Source organism: Rhodococcus sp. NPDC055112 (assembly GCF_053607505.1).
Window position 1 is genome coordinate 17,621 of the sequence record NZ_JBSGTR010000002.1, and the last position, 16,710, is coordinate 34,330.

The 16,710-nt window shown below is 68.3% G+C and carries 17 protein-coding genes; 4 read left to right on the plus strand and 13 right to left on the minus strand.

Going from position 1 to position 16,710, the window contains the following annotated elements:
* Window positions 1-43 precede the first annotated feature (43 nt).
* On the minus strand, window positions 44-1,519 hold the full coding sequence (gene rpsA / locus ACWFRB_RS01645; protein ID WP_452638353.1) for a 30S ribosomal protein S1: 1,476 nt from the start codon (window positions 1,517-1,519) through the stop codon (window positions 44-46).
* 187 nt (window positions 1,520-1,706) lie between these two features.
* Here rpsA and ACWFRB_RS01650 point away from each other — a divergent pair, with 187 nt between their 5' ends.
* Window positions 1,707-2,600: a class I SAM-dependent methyltransferase gene (locus ACWFRB_RS01650; RefSeq protein ID WP_452638355.1), complete on the plus strand. Its 894-nt coding sequence runs from the start codon at window positions 1,707-1,709 to the stop codon at window positions 2,598-2,600.
* Between the two features lie 11 nt (window positions 2,601-2,611).
* On the opposite strand, the gene ACWFRB_RS01655 is transcribed toward ACWFRB_RS01650, so the two are convergent.
* The 6 genes from ACWFRB_RS01655 to ACWFRB_RS01680 all read right to left on the minus strand — a co-directional run bounded on the left by ACWFRB_RS01655 (window position 2,612) and on the right by ACWFRB_RS01680 (window position 7,580).
* Complete coding sequence (locus ACWFRB_RS01655) at window positions 2,612-2,773, minus strand: hypothetical protein (RefSeq protein ID WP_169310583.1); 162 nt, start codon at window positions 2,771-2,773, stop codon at window positions 2,612-2,614.
* Between the two features lie 4 nt (window positions 2,774-2,777).
* Window positions 2,778-3,623 carry an SPFH domain-containing protein gene (locus tag ACWFRB_RS01660; protein WP_452638357.1) on the minus strand — a complete coding sequence of 282 codons (846 nt, stop codon included), beginning with the start codon at window positions 3,621-3,623 and terminating at the stop codon, window positions 2,778-2,780.
* A gap of 48 nt (window positions 3,624-3,671) precedes the next feature.
* On the minus strand, window positions 3,672-4,433 hold the full coding sequence (locus ACWFRB_RS01665; RefSeq protein ID WP_452638359.1) for an amino acid ABC transporter ATP-binding protein: 762 nt from the start codon (window positions 4,431-4,433) through the stop codon (window positions 3,672-3,674).
* Window positions 4,430-5,419, minus strand: coding sequence for an amino acid ABC transporter permease (locus ACWFRB_RS01670; protein WP_452638361.1), 990 nt, complete (start codon window positions 5,417-5,419; stop codon window positions 4,430-4,432). Before ACWFRB_RS01670 ends, ACWFRB_RS01665 begins: the two co-directional genes overlap by 4 nt.
* 20 nt (window positions 5,420-5,439) lie before the next feature.
* Window positions 5,440-6,279, minus strand: a complete 840-nt coding sequence (locus ACWFRB_RS01675; RefSeq protein ID WP_452638624.1) for an ABC transporter substrate-binding protein — start codon at window positions 6,277-6,279, stop codon at window positions 5,440-5,442.
* Between the two features lie 179 nt (window positions 6,280-6,458).
* Window positions 6,459-7,580, minus strand: coding sequence for an isocitrate/isopropylmalate dehydrogenase family protein (locus tag ACWFRB_RS01680; RefSeq protein WP_452638363.1), 1,122 nt, complete (start codon window positions 7,578-7,580; stop codon window positions 6,459-6,461).
* Window positions 7,581-7,599: 19 nt separating this feature from the next.
* On the opposite strand from ACWFRB_RS01680, the gene ACWFRB_RS01685 reads away from it, so the two are divergent.
* Together ACWFRB_RS01685 and trxA are read left to right on the plus strand one after the other, a co-directional pair.
* Entirely contained in the window at window positions 7,600-8,112 is a 513-nt protein-coding gene (locus ACWFRB_RS01685; RefSeq protein WP_452638365.1) for a 2'-5' RNA ligase family protein, read from the plus strand.
* Between the two features lie 94 nt (window positions 8,113-8,206).
* On the plus strand, window positions 8,207-8,569 hold the full coding sequence (trxA, locus tag ACWFRB_RS01690) for a thioredoxin (RefSeq protein WP_452638366.1): 363 nt from the start codon (window positions 8,207-8,209) through the stop codon (window positions 8,567-8,569).
* A gap of 16 nt (window positions 8,570-8,585) precedes the next feature.
* Here the strand turns inward: trxA and ACWFRB_RS01695 are convergent, their stop codons facing one another.
* Window positions 8,586-9,359: a PIG-L family deacetylase gene (locus ACWFRB_RS01695; RefSeq protein ID WP_452638367.1), complete on the minus strand. Its 774-nt coding sequence runs from the start codon at window positions 9,357-9,359 to the stop codon at window positions 8,586-8,588.
* A 60-nt stretch (window positions 9,360-9,419) separates the two neighbouring features.
* On the opposite strand from ACWFRB_RS01695, the gene ACWFRB_RS01700 reads away from it, so the two are divergent.
* Window positions 9,420-9,866 carry a protein-tyrosine phosphatase family protein gene (locus ACWFRB_RS01700; protein WP_452638368.1) on the plus strand — a complete coding sequence of 149 codons (447 nt, stop codon included), beginning with the start codon at window positions 9,420-9,422 and terminating at the stop codon, window positions 9,864-9,866.
* Window positions 9,867-9,893: 27 nt separating this feature from the next.
* On the opposite strand, the gene polA is transcribed toward ACWFRB_RS01700, so the two are convergent.
* The 5 genes from polA to ACWFRB_RS01725 are packed head-to-tail and all read right to left on the minus strand — an operon-like array spanning window position 9,894 to window position 16,700.
* A complete protein-coding gene (polA, locus tag ACWFRB_RS01705; protein ID WP_452638369.1) occupies window positions 9,894-12,629 on the minus strand; it encodes a DNA polymerase I in 2,736 nt (911 codons plus the stop codon).
* A 52-nt stretch (window positions 12,630-12,681) separates the two neighbouring features.
* Entirely contained in the window at window positions 12,682-13,461 is a 780-nt protein-coding gene (locus ACWFRB_RS01710; RefSeq protein ID WP_452638370.1) for an ABC transporter ATP-binding protein, read from the minus strand.
* A complete protein-coding gene (locus tag ACWFRB_RS01715; RefSeq protein ID WP_452638626.1) occupies window positions 13,448-14,380 on the minus strand; it encodes an ABC transporter ATP-binding protein in 933 nt (310 codons plus the stop codon). Before ACWFRB_RS01715 ends, ACWFRB_RS01710 begins: the two co-directional genes overlap by 14 nt.
* Before the next feature lie 26 nt (window positions 14,381-14,406).
* The gene (locus ACWFRB_RS01720) at window positions 14,407-15,666 is read right to left on the minus strand and encodes a branched-chain amino acid ABC transporter permease (protein ID WP_452638371.1); all 1,260 of its coding nucleotides are present in this window, start codon (window positions 15,664-15,666) and stop codon (window positions 14,407-14,409) included.
* Window positions 15,663-16,700 carry a branched-chain amino acid ABC transporter permease gene (locus ACWFRB_RS01725; RefSeq protein WP_452638372.1) on the minus strand — a complete coding sequence of 346 codons (1,038 nt, stop codon included), beginning with the start codon at window positions 16,698-16,700 and terminating at the stop codon, window positions 15,663-15,665. The genes ACWFRB_RS01720 and ACWFRB_RS01725 overlap by 4 nt, the downstream gene beginning before the upstream one ends.
* Window positions 16,701-16,710: the final 10 nt, after the last annotated feature.

Genomic DNA, 16,710 nt, shown 5'->3' on the forward strand with positions numbered 1-16,710 from the left:
GGACCGGGGTTGTTCTGTGAGACCCGGCTAGCGGGTCATCGTGTCACGCGTTGCCGGACAGCTTCTCGCGGAGAGCGGCGAGCTGCGCGTCGCTGGCGAGCGAGCCACCAGCGGACTCCGGAGCGGCACCGGCGGTCTCGCCGGCGTCGGCCGAACCGGTCTCGGAGGAGTAGCCTGCAGCGGCGTTGGCGGCCTCGGCGGCCTCGTCCGCAGCGGTCTTCTCCATCTGAGCGGTGTGCATCTTGTGGCGACGCTCGGCCTCGGCGTAGCGGCCTTCCCACTCTTCACGGACCTTGTCCGAACCCTCGAGCCATTCGTTGGTCTCGGGATCGAAGCCCTCGGGGAAGATGTAGTTGCCCTGCTCGTCGTACGAGTCGGCCATGCCGTACTTGGACGGATCGAACTCGGCGTTGTAATCCTCGTTGGCCTGCTTCAGCGACAGCGAGATACGACGACGCTCGAGGTCGATGTCGATGACCTTGACGAGGGCATCGTCGCCGACGCCGACAACCTGGTCCGGAACCTCCACGTGGCGCTCGGCCAGCTCGGAGATGTGGACGAGGCCTTCGATTCCCTCTTCGACGCGCACGAAGGCACCGAACGGAACCAGCTTGGTGACCTTGCCGGGCACGATCTGGCCGATGGCGTGGGTGCGGGCGAACTGACGCCACGGGTCTTCCTGCGTCGCCTTGAGCGAGAGGGAGACGCGCTCGCGGTCCAGGTCGACGTCGAGAACCTCGACGGTGACCTCGTTGCCGACCTCGACGACCTCAGACGGGTGATCGATGTGCTTCCAGGACAGCTCGGAGACGTGCACCAGGCCGTCGACGCCACCCAGGTCCACGAAGGCACCGAAGTTGACGATGGAGGACACGACGCCCTTGCGGACCTGGCCCTTCTGGAGCTGGTGCAGGAACTCGCTGCGGACCTCGGACTGGGTCTGCTCGAGCCATGCGCGACGCGACAGGACCACGTTGTTGCGGTTCTTGTCGAGCTCGATGATCTTGGCCTCGATCTCCTTGCCGACGTACGGCTGCAGATCGCGGACACGACGCATCTCGACGAGCGACGCGGGCAGGAAGCCACGGAGACCGATGTCGAGGATCAGGCCGCCCTTGACGACCTCGATGACGGTGCCCTTGACGGCCTCGTCCTTCTCCTTGAGCTCCTCGATGGTGCCCCAGGCGCGCTCGTACTGTGCGCGCTTCTTCGACAGGATCAGTCGACCTTCCTTGTCCTCCTTGGTGAGAACAAGAGCCTCGACTGCGTCGCCGACGGAAACGACCTCATTGGGGTCGACGTCGTGCTTGATCGAGAGCTCGCGGGAAGGGATGACGCCTTCGGTCTTGTAACCGATGTCGAGCAGGACCTCGTCGCGGTCGACCTTGACGATGGTTCCTTCGACGATGTCGCCATCGTTGAAGTACTTGATCGTGGCATCGATGGCGGCGAGGAAATCCTCGGCGGAGCCAATGTCGTTGATGGCTACCTGCGGCGAGGTGGCGGTTGTGGAGGGCATGTGTTGAGTTGCTCCGGACGGTTGGGTAGTCGGTTGATGATGTTCTGTCGGACTCGCGAATCCCCACCGCCGCGCCGAATCCGGCACCGTACGGCAGACACTCGCGTGGATTAGGGTACGCGACCTGTGGCGAGCTGGGCAAACCCGGATGCACCGACGCCGACGGGAAGCCCCTAAAGTTGAGCCCATGCCGGGGTCGACGAATGACGCAACAGAGATCACACCGCCGACCGATCCGGCCGAGCGTCACGGCGCGGCGAATTCGATCCTCGGCACCAGCGGCGTGAGCCGCGACCGCCTCGACTCGGCCGACAGCGAGCGCGCGAGTCGCGCCTGGTGGGATGCCGATGCCGCGGACTACCACCGCACGCACGGCGACTTCCTCGGCGTGGACTCCGCCGCGGGTGAGTTCGTCTGGTGCCCGGAGGGCCTGCACGAGGGCGATGTCCACCTGCTCGGCGACGTCGCGGGCCGGGACGTCCTCGAGATCGGCTGCGGCTCGGCGCCCTGCGCACGCTGGCTCGCAGGCCAGGGTGCTCGGGCGGTCGGGCTCGACCTGTCGATGGGCATGCTCACGCGCGGCCTCGAGGCGATAACCAAGGGCGGTCCGCGGGTGCCGCTGGTCCAGGCGGGCGCGGAGTCGCTGCCGTTCGCGGACCAGAGCTTCGACATCGCCTGCTCCGCCTTCGGCGCGGTCCCGTTCGTCGCGGATTCCGCGCTGGTCATGCGCGAGGTGGCCCGGGTGCTGCGCCCCGGCGGGCTGTGGGTGTTCGCGGTGAACCACCCGATCCGCTGGATCTTTCCCGACGACCCAGGGCCGAATGGCCTCACCGCGACGATGCCGTACTTCGACCGGACGCCCTATGTGGAGGTCGACGACGACGGCACGCCGACCTACGTGGAACACCACCGCACGATCGGCGACCGGGTGCGCGAGCTCGTCGCAGCCGGCCTCGAGGTGCGCGACATCGTCGAACCCGACTGGCCGGAGTGGCTGGACCGCGAATGGGGTCAGTGGAGCCCGTTGCGCGGCCAGATCTTCCCCGGCACCGCGATCTTCGTCAGCCGCAAGCCCGACTGACCTCGCGCGGGTCAGTCGGGGTCGCGGGGCCTGCGGCCTGCCTCGTCGAGCGCCCGCCGCAGCGCGTACTCCAGTTGCGCATTGACGCTGCGCAGGTCGTCGGCCGCCCACTTGGCGATGGCGTCGTAGACGGCGGGGTCCAGCCGCAGCAGCACCTTCTTGCGTTCGGCCATGAGATCAGGAGTACAGCGAGCCCGCGTTGACGATGGGCTGGGTGGCCTTGTCGCCGCACAGGACCACCAGCAAGTTGGACACCATGTTCGCCTTGCGTTCCTCGTCGAGCTCGACGACGCCCTGCTCGCGGAGGCGATCGAGCGCGAGGCCGACCATCCCGACGGCGCCCTCGACGATCATTGTGCGGGCCGCGACCACCTGGGCCGCCTGCTGACGCACCAGCATCGCCTGCGCGATCTCCGGCGCGTAGGCGAGATGGGTGATGCGGGCCTCGATCACCTCGACGCCTGCCAGGTCGGTCCGGTCCCTGAGCTCGGCGGTGAGCTCGGCGGCCACCTCGGTGCCGTCGCGCAGGCTCGTGCCCTGCGTCTGGTCCGAGTCGTAGGGATGCGTGGTGGCCAGGTGCCGGACCGCCGCCTCGGACTGGATCGCGACGTACTCCTCGTAGTCGTCGACCGCGAAGGTCGCCTTGCCGCTGTCGACGACCTTGTAGACGACCACGGCGGCGATCTCGACCGGATTGCCCGCCGCGTCGTTGACCTTCAGTTTGGAGGTCTCGAAGTTGCGCACCCGCAGGGTGACCCGTCGCTTGGTGGTCAGCGGGAGGACCCACTGGAAGCCCGCATCGGCGACCGAGCCGACATAGCGACCGAAGAACTGGACGACCTTGGCCTCGTTCGGGTTGATCACGGTGAACCCGGTCGCCAGGAGCACGACCACTACCGCGAGCACGATCGCCGCCACCACCCCCGCGGTACCCGCGAACGCGGCCGCCGCGGCCACCGCCGCGAGCACCACGAGCCCGAGCAGCACCGCGAACCCGTTCAACCGAAACGCCCGACGCTCCATGTCCCCACCTTTGCTATCGAAGTGATATCACTACGATAGCAGTCTTGGTCAGAGCAGCTTGGACAGGAACAGCTTGGTCCGATCGTGCTGCGGGTTGGCGAGCAGCTCCCTCGGGTTGCCGGACTCCACGACCACACCACCGTCCATGAACACCAGCTCGTCGGCGACCTCGCGGGCGAAACCCATCTCGTGGGTCACCACGACCATGGTCATGCCCTCCTTGGCGAGGTTCTTCATCACCCCGAGGACCTCCCCCACCAGCTCCGGATCGAGCGCGGAGGTCGGCTCGTCGAACAGCATCAGCTTCGGGTCCATCGCCAGTGCCCGCGCGATCGCCACCCGCTGCTGCTGGCCGCCGGAGAGCTGCGCGGGATAGGCGTCCGCCTTCTCGCTCAACCCGACCTGGTCGAGAAGGTCGCGGGCGCGTTCGACGGCGTCCTTCTTGCGGACCTTCTTCACCTGCATCGGCGCCTCGATGATGTTCTCGAGCGCGGTGCGGTGCGGGAAGAGGTTGAAGTGCTGGAACACCATGCCGATGTCCCTGCGCTGCCGCGCCGCGGCCCGCGGATGCAGCTCGTAGAGCTTGCCGCCGCGCTCGGAGTACCCGACCAGGTCGCCGTCGACGTAGAGCCTGCCTGCATTGACCTGCTCGAGGTGGTTGATGCAGCGCAGGAAGGTGGACTTCCCGGACCCGGAAGGCCCGACAAGGCACAGCACCTGGCCGCGTTCGATCTCGAGGGAGACTCCTCGCAGCACCTTGAGGGCGCCGTAGTTCTTGCAGACCCGGTCCGCCTTCACCATCGGGGTCATCGTCGTTCGCCTCCAGGCGTGTCGGGCAGGGTGTCGGGCGCAGGCATGATCGTGACCGGCTTGCCCTGGGCGTCGGCGAGCGCCTCCAGCTGACGCGCGGTCAGCGTGCGTGAGATCCCCCGCGAGTAGTACCGCTCGAGGTAGAACTGGCCGACCATCAGCACGCTGGTGATCGCCAGGTACCAGGTCGCGGCCACCAGCAGCAGCGGGATCGGCTGGAAGTTCACGGCCGCGATGTCCCGCTGGCGGCCAAAGAGCTCGAGGCTGTATGGCACTGCGATGACCAGCGAGGTGGTCTTGAGCATGCTGATCAGCTCGTTGCCGGTCGGCGGGATGATAACCCGCATCGCCTGCGGCAGCACCGTCCGGCGCATCGTCTGCGACCACGACATGCCCAGCGCGGTGGACGCCTCGGTCTGGCCCTCGCTGACCGAGCCGACGCCCGCCCGGACGATCTCCGCCATGTACGCGGCCTCGTTCAGCCCGAGCCCGATGATCGCGAACAGGAACGCGGCCTCGATGCCCTGCACGTCGATGTGCACGAACTGGTGCACGAACGGGATGCCCAGGTCCAGTGTCTTGTAGATGGACGGGAACAGGCCCCAGAGCACCAGCTGCACGTACACCGGGGTGCCCCGGAACACCCACAGGTAGCCCCACGCAGCTGTGCGCAGCACCGGGTTCGGGGACAGCCGCATCACCGCGAGCAGGACGCCGAGCACCACCGCGAGCGCCATCGACAGCACCGTCAGCTGGATGGTCTTCCACGCCGCCTCGGAGATCCGTCGGTCGAACAGGTACTGGCCGTAGACATCCCAACCGAACGCGGGGTTGGTGGCTGCGCCGTACACGAACAGCCCGAGCAGGGTCACGACGACGATCGCGGCGATCCAACGGCCTGGCCTGCGCAGCGGTATCGCCTTGATCGCCTCCGGTTCCGCCGAACCCCCCGTCGTGGGATCGGCGCTCTCACTCACTGCTGGCATCGGTGTCCACCTTTCCCGGCTCAGCCGGCCGCGCCGTTGATCTGCGACTGCGTGATCGTTCCCGATCCGACGCCCCAGTTGTCCGCGATCTGTTGGTACTGGCCGCCGTCGATGAGGTGCTGCATGGCCCGCTGCAACACGGGCGCAAGGGGCGATCCCTTGACGAGCGGCCAACCGTACGGCGCCGAGTCGAACACCTCACCGGCCGCCTCCAGCCGGCCACCGCTGCGCTTGATCGCGTATGCGGTCACCGGCGAGTCGGCGGAGAGGGCGTCCACCCGCCCGAGGATCAACGCGTTCGCGACGTCGTCCTGGCTGTCGAACTTCACCTTCTTGATCGGCGGCCTGCCCGCGGCCACGCAGGCCTCGCTCTTCGCGGGCACCTCGTCGATGTCCTCTGTGGTCGTGGTCTGCACGCCGACCCGGAGCCCGCAGGCGTTGTTCGGGTCCACCGGCTCGCCGGTCCGCTGCGCCCACTGGATGCCCGCGCGGTAGTAGGTGACGAAGTCGACCGCCTCCTCGCGCTCCTTCGAGTCGGTGAAGGAGGACATGCCCATGGTGTAGGTGCCCGCCTGCACCGCGGGGATGATCTTGTCGAAATCCGCCTGTTTGTAGTCGACCGTGAGTCCGAGGACCTTGCCGACGGCATTCAGCAGGTCCACGTCGAAACCGACGATCTTTCCCGCCTCGTCCTTGAACTCGTTGGGCGCGTACGGCACATTCGTTCCGACGATCAGCCGGCCGGACGCGGCAACCTCGCGCGGCAGGTCCGCGGCGATCTCGTCGACCTTGTCGACATGCACATCGTCCGCGACCGGGATCAGTCCCTCGTTGTTGGTCACGCACGAGGACAGCACCAGCGCGAGGAGCGTTGCCCCGACGACCGCACCGACACCCCTGGTGCGCCTACGTGCTCGGCGACCGGCCCGAACGGGCGCCGCGGAACACGAGTCGGGTCGAGGAATCACGAGGAAAGAGTACTGGGTCGGGGGCCAACCGGACGAAAGGTCGGGCCGCCGCCGTCACCCGACGGCCGCGATCAGCGCCGGACCACCCTGGCGGTCACGGTCTCGGCGAATTCCGCTGTCGACGCCAGCCCGCCGAGGTCCGCGGTCGCGACCCCGGCCTGGAGGGTGTTCGCCACCGCCGACTGGATCCGCTCCGCGGCCCGACCGAGCGCGGGGTCACCGCCGCGGGTGCTCAACCAGTCGAAGAGCATGGCTGTCGAGAGGATCATCGCGGTCGGATTGGCGCGGTTGCGGCCCGCGATGTCCGGAGCGGCCCCGTGGGCCGCCTGCGCCATCGCCTTGGTCTCGGACGCGTTGAGCGAGGGCGCGGTGCCGAGCGAACCGGACAGCTCCCCGGCCAGATCCGAGAGGATGTCGCCGAACATGTTCTCGGTGACCACCACATCGAAGTCCTCGCCCCGCCGCACCAGATGTGCCGCCATCGCGTCGACGTGTTCGTTTCGCACCTCGACGCCCGGATACTGCGTCCCGATCTCGTGACACACATCGCGAAAGAGTCCGGTGGTCAGCGCGAGCACATTCGCCTTGTGCACCACCGTGACCCGGCCGCGGCGCCTGGAGGCGAGCTCGAAGGCGGCGCGGGCGATCCGTTCGCTGGCCCGCCTGGTGACCACGCCGACCGCCATCGCCACATCGGGTGTCGGCATGAACTCGCCACTGCCGGTGAACATGTTGCGGTCCGCGTAGAAGCCCTCGGTGTTCTCGCGGACGATCACCAGGTCCATCTCGGGCGACACCGCCCGCACCCCGGCAAAGGCACGTGCGGGCCTGATGTTGGCGAACAGGTCGAATCGCTTGCGGATGGTTCCGCCGGGAGTCAACTGACCGCGGAAGGGATCCGGATAGGAGGCGCTGTCGTGCGGGCCGAGCACCCAGCCGTCGAGGTCGGCGAGCGCCACCAGGGTCGACTCCGGCATCGGCGTGCCGTGCTCGCCGATGGCGTCGAGGCCGACATCCAGGGGCACCCATGTCACCGGCGTGCCGCCAACGGCCGCGACGGCGGCGTCCGCGATCCGCTGAGCCGCCGGCACGATCTCGTGGCCGATCCCGTCTCCGACCAGCAGGCCCAAGCGGGTCGGCTCCGATGTCGCCTGCCGGGCCTGCTCCGATGTCGTTGCGCTCGTCGGGTTCACCCGACAATCATTGCTCACCATGGTGCAGTCCGTGGAGTTGTTGCTCGACGACCGCCTCGACGCCGCGGTGCGCCGGGAGTGGCGCCAGGTCTCCGGAACCGGGATCCGCGGGCAGGACGCTGTCCGGCAGGTCTCGAACCGCCCGCACATCACGCTCGCGGTGGCCCAGCACATCGACCCAGAGACCGACCTCGAGCTGCAGCGTGGACTGCTCGCACCCGCCCTCCAGGTCACGCTCGGCGGCCTGGTCGTGTTCGGCGGTCATCGAAAGACGCTGGCACACCTGGTCGTCCCGACGGCCGGTCTGCTGTCGCTGCAGCGGACCGTCTTCCGCCTGATGCGCCACAGCGAGGGGATCCCCGCGCACACCCACCCCGGCGACTGGACGCCGCACGTCACGCTGGCAAGACGGGTGCTCCCCGAGCAGATCGGGACCGCGATCTGCGCCGTCTCGGCCACCCATCTGACCGGACACGTGGTCTCGATCAGACGGTGGGACGGCGAGGCCAAGCGGGAATGGCTCATCGCCTGAGCCGGGTTCCCGCACGCGGGCACGCCCCGGGCGGGAAGAATCGGACACTCGGCCGCGTTGAACCCGGTCGATACGCATTGACGAGAGGATTCAGATGCCCACGCAGACCCTGACCCAGCAGAACTTCGACGAAGTCATCGGCGGGAACGATGTCGTCCTCGTCGACTTCTGGGCGTCGTGGTGCGGACCGTGCCGCAACTTCGCCCCGACCTTCGAGGCCTCGGCCGAGCAGCATCCCGACGTGGTGCACGCGAAGGTGGACACCGAGGCCGAGCAGGGACTCGCGGCCGCGGCCAACATCCGATCGATCCCGACGATCATGGCCTTCCGTGAGGGCATCCTGGTCTTCTCGCAGCCCGGCGCACTCCCGCCCGCGGCGCTCGAAGATCTGGTGACCCAGGTCCGGGCGCTGGACATGGACAAGGTCCGCGAGCAGGTCGCGGCCGCTCAGGAGTGACCGCCCGCGGGCCGCGTCAGAGCGGTAGGGCCGTCTCCGCCAGCCCCGCGGGGGCACCCCGGCGCCGGAACCACTCCTGACCGAACGCGGCCCGCAGCTGCTCCTCCGGCATCTGCAGGAACGGCCCGAAGTCGCCGACCTGCGTCGCGTGCGCGTGCATCGCCGCCCGCTTGGCGCCCATCGCCCCGGTCACGTCCACCACGGTGGTGATGTCCTCCTCCGGCAGGCCGAAGGTGTCGAGGTCCGGCGGCTGGGCGTCCTCCGACCACTCCGGGTTGGCCGCCATCAGCCTGCGGATGTGATCCCGGCTGACGGCCGCCTCGTAGACGTGCGGCACCCCGGCGATCTCCGCCGCTCGCACGCCCACGTGGTGCACCTGGACATGGTCCGGGTGCCCATAGCCGCCGTTGGGGTCGTACACGGTGACCACGTCGGCGGACTCCTCGACGAGGATCGCGGCCAGGCGCGCCGCGGCCTCCTCGACGTCGGCGTTGCAGAACGCCGCCGGGTTCGCGTTCTCGGGTGTGCCCGCCATCCCCGAGTCGGCGTAGTGGAGCAGCTCCACCCGATGCGCGCCGAGCACGCTGGTGGACTCCTCCAGTTCCCTGCGCCTGCGATCGGCCAGCGACTCCCCCTCCGCGAGCAGTCCCTCCGGGACCTCGCCGAGGGCACCGTCGGTCGCGGTGACGACGACGACGCGATGGCCGGCGTCGGCAGCCTGACGCATGACTCCGCCGGTGATGAACACCTCGTCGTCGGGGTGGGCGTGGAAGCAGACCAGAACGCTCATACCGCGATGCTTCCACAGCATCGCCGCGCACCCCCACGTGACCCGAGTAACTTGCCAACCATGGACCTGCCATGGGACACAGCAGAATCGGGGGTGCTGCGACTTCCGTCGACACGCCTCGTGCGGGGACGCGCGCTACGGAGGCCCCTGCCGGACGGCGCTCGTCCCGAGTTCGGCCTCTACCTGCTCGGCAGTCCCCCACCCACCCACAATTGGGAGTCGCGTTGGGTCCGGTGGCCGGATTTCCGGCTGCCGGGCGATCGGGCCGACGCCGGGGACGCCATGCGCGAAGCGTGGGAACGCGCCCGAACGCAGCGGGTGGAGGTCGCCTGCGGCGGCGGCAGAGGCCGCACCGGCACCGCACTCGCCTGCATCGCGGTGCTCGACGGGGTCCCCGCCGACGAAGCGGTCGCCTTCGTGCGCAGGCATTTCGATTCCCACGCGGTGGAGACGCCCTGGCAGCGGAGATACGTCACCCGCTTCGCAGACGCATGCGGCCGCCGATGACCACATGCGCCACCACGAACCCTGCCGCTAGTGCGCCGCCGCGTCCCAGCTGCGACCGGTACCCACCGAGACCTCCAGCGGGACAGAGAGTTCGATGGCGCCCGCCATCTTCTCCCGGACCAGCGCCTCGATCTGCTCGCGCTCTGACTCGACCACCTCGAGCACCAGCTCGTCGTGGACCTGCAGCAGCATCCGCGAGCGCAGCCCCGACTCGGCGAGAGCCTTCTGCACGTCGATCATCGCGACCTTGATGATGTCGGCGGCGGTGCCCTGGATCGGCGCGTTGAGCGCAGCCCGCTCGGCCACCTCACGACGCTGACGGTTGTCGCTGTTCAGGTCCGGCAGGTACCGGCGCCTGCCGAACAGGGTGGAGGTGTAGCCGTCCTTGCGAGCCTGCTCGACGACCTCGCGAAGGTAGTCGCGGACCCCGCCGAACCGGGCGAAGTAGGCGTCCATCTGCCCCTTCGCCTCCTCCGTGGAGATCTTCAGCTGCGAGGCGAGGCCGAACGCGCTCAGGCCGTACGCGAGTCCGTAGGACATCGCCTTCACCCGGCGGCGCAGCTCGGGCGTGACCTCCTCGATCGGCACCCCGAACGCACGCGAACCCACGAAGCTGTGCAGGTCCTCGCCGGTGTTGAACGCCTCGATCAGGCCCTCGTCCCCGGACAGGTGCGCCATGATCCGCATCTCGATCTGGCTGTAGTCGGCGGTCAGCAGATAGTCGTAGCCCGCCCCGACGACGAAGCCGTCCCGGATCTCGCGGCCGGCGTCGGTGCGCACGGGGATGTTCTGCAGGTTGGGCTCGGTGGACGAGAGCCTGCCGGTGGCGGCCACCGTCTGGTTGAAGGTGGTGTGGATCCGAGCGTCCTCCGCGACGGACTTGAGCAGCCCGTCGACGGTCACCTTGAGCCGGGTGGCGTCACGGTGCGCGAGCAGGTGCTCGAGGAAGGGGTGCTCGGTCTTCTCGAACAACGCCTCGAGCGCGGCCGCGTCGGTGGTGTACCCGGTCTTGGTCTTCTTCGTCTTCGGCATGTCGAGGTCCTCGAACAGGACCACCTGCAGCTGCTTCGGCGAGCCGAGGTTGATCTGCTTGCCGATCACCTCGTAGGCCGCGTCGGCGGCCAGGCTGATGGCGTCGGCGAAGCGACTCTGCAGGTCGTGCAGGTGCGCGGTGTCGACAGCGATGCCGGTGTACTCGATGTCCGCGAGCACGCCGAGCAGTGGCAGCTCCATCTCCGTGAGCAGCCCGGCCGACTCGATGTCGGCGAGCTCGGTGTCCAGCGCCGCAGCTAGATCCACCACCGCCCTTGCCCGCAGGATCTCCCCCTCGGCGACGGCCGCGTCGGCCTGGTCTTCCTCGTCGAGCAGCGAGAGCTGGCCCTCACCCGAGTCCTCGACCCGCAGCTCGCGCTTGAGGTACCGCAGGGACAGGTCGTCGAGGTTGAAGCTGCGCTGCCCCGGCCGGACCAGGTACGCCGCGAGCGCGGTGTCGCTGGTCAGCCCGCCCAGCACCCAACCGCGACCGCGGAGGGCGTGCATCGCCACCTTGGCCTCGTGCAGCGCCTTCGGCTCGCTCGCGTCGGAAAGCCAAGCGCCGAGCGCCTTCTCGTCCTCGGGGCTCGCGGTAGCGGTGACGATGTACGCACCCTCGCCGTCCGAGGCCGCGATCGCGATCGCGCTCGCGTCGCCGCCATAGGGGTGCTTCGAACCGACCACCGACAGCCCGTGCCGCTGCCCGGTGCGGGCGTGCTCGGCCAGCCAGTCCGCCACCTCACCCGGCGCCAGCGCACCGCCGCGCACCTCGAAGCCCTCCTCTGCCTCGGGTTCGGCGGAGGAGAGGGTGTCGAACAACCGGTCCCGCAGCACCCGGAACTCGAGATCGTCGAACAGCATGTGGATCCGGTCCCGGTCCCACGGCGCCAGCACCAGCTGGTCCGGCGTGTACGGCAGCGGCACGTCGCGGACCATCTCGGTGAGGCGGCGGTTGAGGATCACACTGTTCAGGTTCTCGCGCAGCGAGTCGCCCACCTTGCCCTTGACCTTGTCCACGTGCAGCACCAGCTCGTCGAACGAGCCGTACTCCCGGATCCACTTCGCCGCGGTCTTCTCGCCGACGCCGGGGATGCCGGGCAGGTTGTCGCTCGGGTCGCCGCGCAGGGCCGCGTAGTCCGGGTACTGGCTCGGGGTCAGGCCGTACTTGGCCTCGACCTCCTCGGGCGTGAACCGGGTGAGCTCGGAGACGCCCTTCTTCGGGTAGAGGACGGTGACGTCGGGGGTGACCAGCTGCAGGGCGTCCCGGTCACCGGTGCACACCAGCACCCGGTAGCCCAGCTCGGTGGCCTGTGTGGTGAGGGTGGCGATGATGTCGTCGGCCTCGAACCCGGCCTCGGCCATCACCGGGATACCGAGCGCGCCGAGCACGTCCTTGGTGATCTCCACCTGCCCCTTGAACTCGTCCGGGGTCTTGCTGCGGTTCGCTTTGTACTCCGGGAAGGCCTCCGCGCGGAAGGTCTGCCGGGAGACGTCGAACGCGGCAGCCACGTGCGTCGGCTGCTCGTCGCGCAGCAGGTTGATCAGCATCGAGGTGAACCCGTACACCGCGTTGGTGGTCTGCCCGCTGTGCGTCTTGAAGTTCTCGGCAGGCAGCGCGAAGAACGCCCGATAGGCCAGGGAATGGCCGTCGAGCAGCAACAACGTCGGCTTGTCGGCGGTTGCGGCGCCGTCGGGGCGGGCGGAGGACCGTTGATCGGTTGCTGGGCTCACCGCACTGAGTCTAGGGACGAGGACCGACACCCGAGAACCACCCCGACCACCGCTACCCCACCCCGAGGTAGGCGCGCTTGATCGCCGGATCGGCGAGCAGCTCCTTGCCGGTCCCGGTCTTGGTCACCTCGCCGGTCTCCAGGATGTAGGCCCGATCGGTCCGGGTGAGCGCCTGCTGCGCGTTCTGCTCGACCAGCAGGATCGTGGTGCCCTGCGCGTTGATCTCCGCGATGATCCGGAAGATCTGCTGGATCACCATGGGCGCCAACCCCATCGACGGTTCGTCCAGCATCAGCAGGCGCGGCCGCGACATGAGCGAGCGACCGATGGCCAGCATCTGCTGCTCGCCGCCGGACATGGTCCCGCCGACCTGCGTGCGGCGCTCCTCGAGCCTTGGAAACAGCTCGAACACCCACTCCAGGCGCTCCGAGTACGCGGCCTTCGTTTCGAATTTGCGTGCATAGCAACCCATGTCGAGGTTCTCCTGCACGGTCATCCCGGGAAACACGCCGCGTCCCTCGGGCGCCTGCACCATGCCCATCTTCACCCGCTCGTGCGCCTTCACATGGGTGATGTCCCTGCCGTCGAACACAATGCGGCCGTGGGTGAGCGGCAGCAGCCCGGACAACGCCCGCATGGTGGTGGACTTGCCCGCTCCGTTCGCGCCGAGCAGGGTCACCAGCTCACCGCGGTCGACGCGCAGCGAGACCCCGTGCAACGCCTGGATGCGCCCGTAGCTCACCGCGACGTCGGTCACCTCCAGCAGCGGTCCCTCGGCGGTCGCGACCGAACCGGCCTGGCCGGCCTCGTCGGTCTTCCTATGCGATGGCATCGTCGGGCACCCCCAGGTAGGCAGCGATCACGGCCGGGTTCTCGCGGATCGCGGCGGGCAGGTCGTCGGCGATCTTCTTGCCGAACTCGAGGACCACGATGCGATCGGTCACGCCCATCACCAGGCGCATGTCGTGCTCGATCAGCAGCACCGTGAAGCCGTCGTCCCGGATCTTGCGGATCAGGTCCATCAAGGCGGACTTCTCGCTCGGGTTGAACCCGGCGGCGGGCTCGTCGAGGCACAAGAGCTTGGGCTCGGTGGCCAGCGCCCTGGCGATCTCCAGCCGCCGCTGGTCGCCGTACGAGAGGTTCTTCGCCTTCTCGACCGCGCGGGGCGCGATGCCGACGAACTCCAGCAGCGCCATCCCGCGGGCCACGGCGTCACGCTCCTCGCGGCGGTGACGCCGGGTCCGGAAGATCGCGCCTGGAACCGAGGTGCGGTGCCGGGCATCGGTGCCGACCACCACGTTCTCGAGCGCGGTCATCTCGCCGAAGAGCCGGATGTTCTGGAAAGTTCGGGCGATACCGAGCCGCGTGATCTCGTTGCGCTTCGTCTTGGCCAGCGGCTCACCGTCGAACATCACCCGTCCCGCCGACGGCTTGTACACACCGGTGATGGCGTTGAAACAGGTGGTCTTGCCTGCGCCGTTGGGCCCGATCAGGCCGAGGATCTCGCCGCGCCGGATCTCGAAGGACACGTCGTCGAGCGCGACGAGCCCGCCGAAACGCACGGTCAGGCCCTCCGTTTTCAGCAGCGCCTGACCCTCGGCGGTCTCGATCTCCCGCTGTGGAGCCACCGCCTCGGCGACCGCGTCGGGGTCGGCGAGCGCCGGGTCGATGGCCGCGACGTCGACCACACCCGCGGTCGGCACATCCACCTCGGGCGCGAGGTTCGCGGCCATGTCCTCGTTGTCGAACATCGCGTCGCCCGCTCCCGGTCCCGCCGTCATCCGCCGACCTCCGTCGTTGCTCCGCTCGGCGCCGGACCATTGCCCGGCGCGTCGCTGGGTCTACGTACAGCCTGGTAGATCTGCCTGCCGTAGGCCAGCAGTTTCTGCCGCGCCGGGAAGAGTCCCTGCGGGCGGAAGATCATCAGCACCACCAGCGCCAGGCCGAAGAACAGGTACTTGTAGTCGCCGAGCGACTGCCCGCCGATCTCGATCGACATCGCCCTGTTCGGCAGGTACACGATGATGAACGCGCCGACGATGACGCCGAGCTTGTTGCCCTGACCACCGATGACCACCGCACACAGGAAGAGCATCGAGTTGATGACGTTGAACCCGGTCGGGTTGATGAACTGCACCTGCCCGGCGTAGAGCGCACCGGACAGGCCGCCGATCGAGGCGCCGATCGTGAACGCCCACAGTTTGAACTTGAAGGTCGGCACGCCCATGATCTCGGCGGCGTCCTCGTCCTCCCGGATCGCGACCCAGGCGCGGCCGACCCGGCTGCGCTCGAGGTTGCCGACCAGCAGCAGCGCGATGATCACCATCACCATGCCGACCCAGAACCACCACACGCCGGAGTTCAGGTTGCCGCCGGTGTTGCCCGCCGAGAACACCCCGTACGGCTTGTCCTCGGTCTCGCCGAGGTGCGGGTACGCGATCTGGGAGAGCCCCTGACCGCCGTTGGTGACGTCGGTGAGGTTGTCGGCCAGCAGCCGGACGATCTCACCGAAGCCGAGGGTGACGATGGCCAGGTAGTCGCCCCGCAGTCGTAGCGTCGGGGTGCCGAGTATCAGCCCGGTGAACGCGGTGATGGCCACCGCGATCGGCAGGCAGGACAGCCACGCCCAGTCCTCCGAGAAGAATCCGCTCTCGGTCATCTTGTTCCACGGACTGTTCGGGCTGGTGAGCAGCGCGACGGTGTACGCGCCGACGGCGTAGAAGCCGACGTAGCCGAGGTCGAGGAGGCCGGCCTGGCCGACGACCACGTTGAGGCCGATGGCGATGAGCGCGTACATCGCGAACTGGGCCATCACCCCGCCGAAGTCGGTGCCCGGCGTGTCCAGGATCGGCGGCCGCCAGACCGGCAGGATCGCGATCAGGGCGATCACCGGGACCCCGACGAGCCACTGCATCGGCCGGGCCAGGCCGTTCCACCAGCTCCGGATCGCGTCGCCGACACCGTGTTTCTCGGGTTGCTGACCCTTGAGTAGCTCGGTCGGGTCGGGCTGCGCCGCAGCCGGATTCTCCGTACTCATACCCGCGCCCTTCCCAGGCTCTCACCGAGGATCCCGGTGGGCCTGAACATCAGCACGACGACCAGCAGCACGAACGCGACCACGTCGCGCCACTCGGAGCCGAACACCACCTGGCCGTAGTTCTCCATGACCCCGAGCAGCAGGCCGCCGAGCAGGGCCCCGCGGAGGTTGCCGATACCGCCCAACACCGCCGCGGAGAAGGCCTTGATCCCGAGGATGAAGCCGCCGTTGAAGATGATCCCGGACGGGATCTTCAGGGTGTACAGCAGCGCCGCGGCACCCGCAAGGATGCCGCCGAGCAGGAAGGTCAGCATGATCACGCGCTCGCGCGAGATCCCCATCAGCGTCGCGGTGTCGGGGTCCTGGGCCACCGCCCGGATCCCCCGGCCGAACTTGGTCCTGTTGATGATCATGTCGGTGATCAGGGTGAGCAGCATCGCGGCCACGATGATCACGATCGTCACGTTGCTCACCGAGGCGCCGAAGATGCTGAACACCTCCACCGGCTGGACCAGTTTGATGGGCTGCTGCGCATTGGTGCCGCCGAGCCCCGGCCAGATCTCGGGAAGCACGTAGTGCACGAATTCCTGCAGCACGAACGACATTCCGATCGCGGTGATGAGGAAGGTGAGCGGCTTCGCACCGCGTTTGCGCAGCGGCCGATAGGCCACGCGTTCGAGCCCGACCGCGGCGCCGCCCGAGACCGCCATCCCGAACAGCATGGCCAGGCCGAGGAACACGACCGTCATGACGACGCCCTCGTTGTACGCGTTGCCGCTCGGAGTGAAGCCGAGCAGCTCCAGCGCCACGTACTGACCGAACATGCCGAGCATGAAAATCTCGGAGTGCGCGAAGTTGATCAGCCGCAGCACGCCGTAGACCAGCGTGTAACCGATCGCCACGAGTGCGTAGATGGCGCCGTAGCTCAGCCCGTCGATGGTCAGTTGCCAGAAGCTCGTCCTGAGCCCCTCGATGTTGAAGTCGATATTGCCCGCGTAGAGGGTTGCCGAGTCGGCGAGGGAAGTCGCGATCATCGAAGTCACT

Coding starts and splice junctions, on each gene's coding strand:
- rpsA (WP_452638353.1), bottom strand. CDS start 1,519: ATGCCCTCCACAACCGCCACCTCGCCGCAGGTAGCCATCAACGACATT.
- ACWFRB_RS01650 (WP_452638355.1), top strand. CDS start 1,707: ATGCCGGGGTCGACGAATGACGCAACAGAGATCACACCGCCGACCGAT.
- ACWFRB_RS01655 (WP_169310583.1), bottom strand. CDS start 2,773: ATGGCCGAACGCAAGAAGGTGCTGCTGCGGCTGGACCCCGCCGTCTAC.
- ACWFRB_RS01660 (WP_452638357.1), bottom strand. CDS start 3,623: ATGGAGCGTCGGGCGTTTCGGTTGAACGGGTTCGCGGTGCTGCTCGGG.
- ACWFRB_RS01665 (WP_452638359.1), bottom strand. CDS start 4,433: ATGACCCCGATGGTGAAGGCGGACCGGGTCTGCAAGAACTACGGCGCC.
- ACWFRB_RS01670 (WP_452638361.1), bottom strand. CDS start 5,419: ATGCCAGCAGTGAGTGAGAGCGCCGATCCCACGACGGGGGGTTCGGCG.
- ACWFRB_RS01685 (WP_452638365.1), top strand. CDS start 7,600: ATGGTGCAGTCCGTGGAGTTGTTGCTCGACGACCGCCTCGACGCCGCG.
- trxA (WP_452638366.1), top strand. CDS start 8,207: ATGCCCACGCAGACCCTGACCCAGCAGAACTTCGACGAAGTCATCGGC.
- ACWFRB_RS01695 (WP_452638367.1), bottom strand. CDS start 9,359: ATGAGCGTTCTGGTCTGCTTCCACGCCCACCCCGACGACGAGGTGTTC.
- ACWFRB_RS01700 (WP_452638368.1), top strand. CDS start 9,420: ATGGACCTGCCATGGGACACAGCAGAATCGGGGGTGCTGCGACTTCCG.
- ACWFRB_RS01710 (WP_452638370.1), bottom strand. CDS start 13,461: ATGCCATCGCATAGGAAGACCGACGAGGCCGGCCAGGCCGGTTCGGTC.
- ACWFRB_RS01715 (WP_452638626.1), bottom strand. CDS start 14,380: ATGTTCGACAACGAGGACATGGCCGCGAACCTCGCGCCCGAGGTGGAT.
- ACWFRB_RS01720 (WP_452638371.1), bottom strand. CDS start 15,666: ATGAGTACGGAGAATCCGGCTGCGGCGCAGCCCGACCCGACCGAGCTA.
- ACWFRB_RS01725 (WP_452638372.1), bottom strand. CDS start 16,700: ATGATCGCGACTTCCCTCGCCGACTCGGCAACCCTCTACGCGGGCAAT.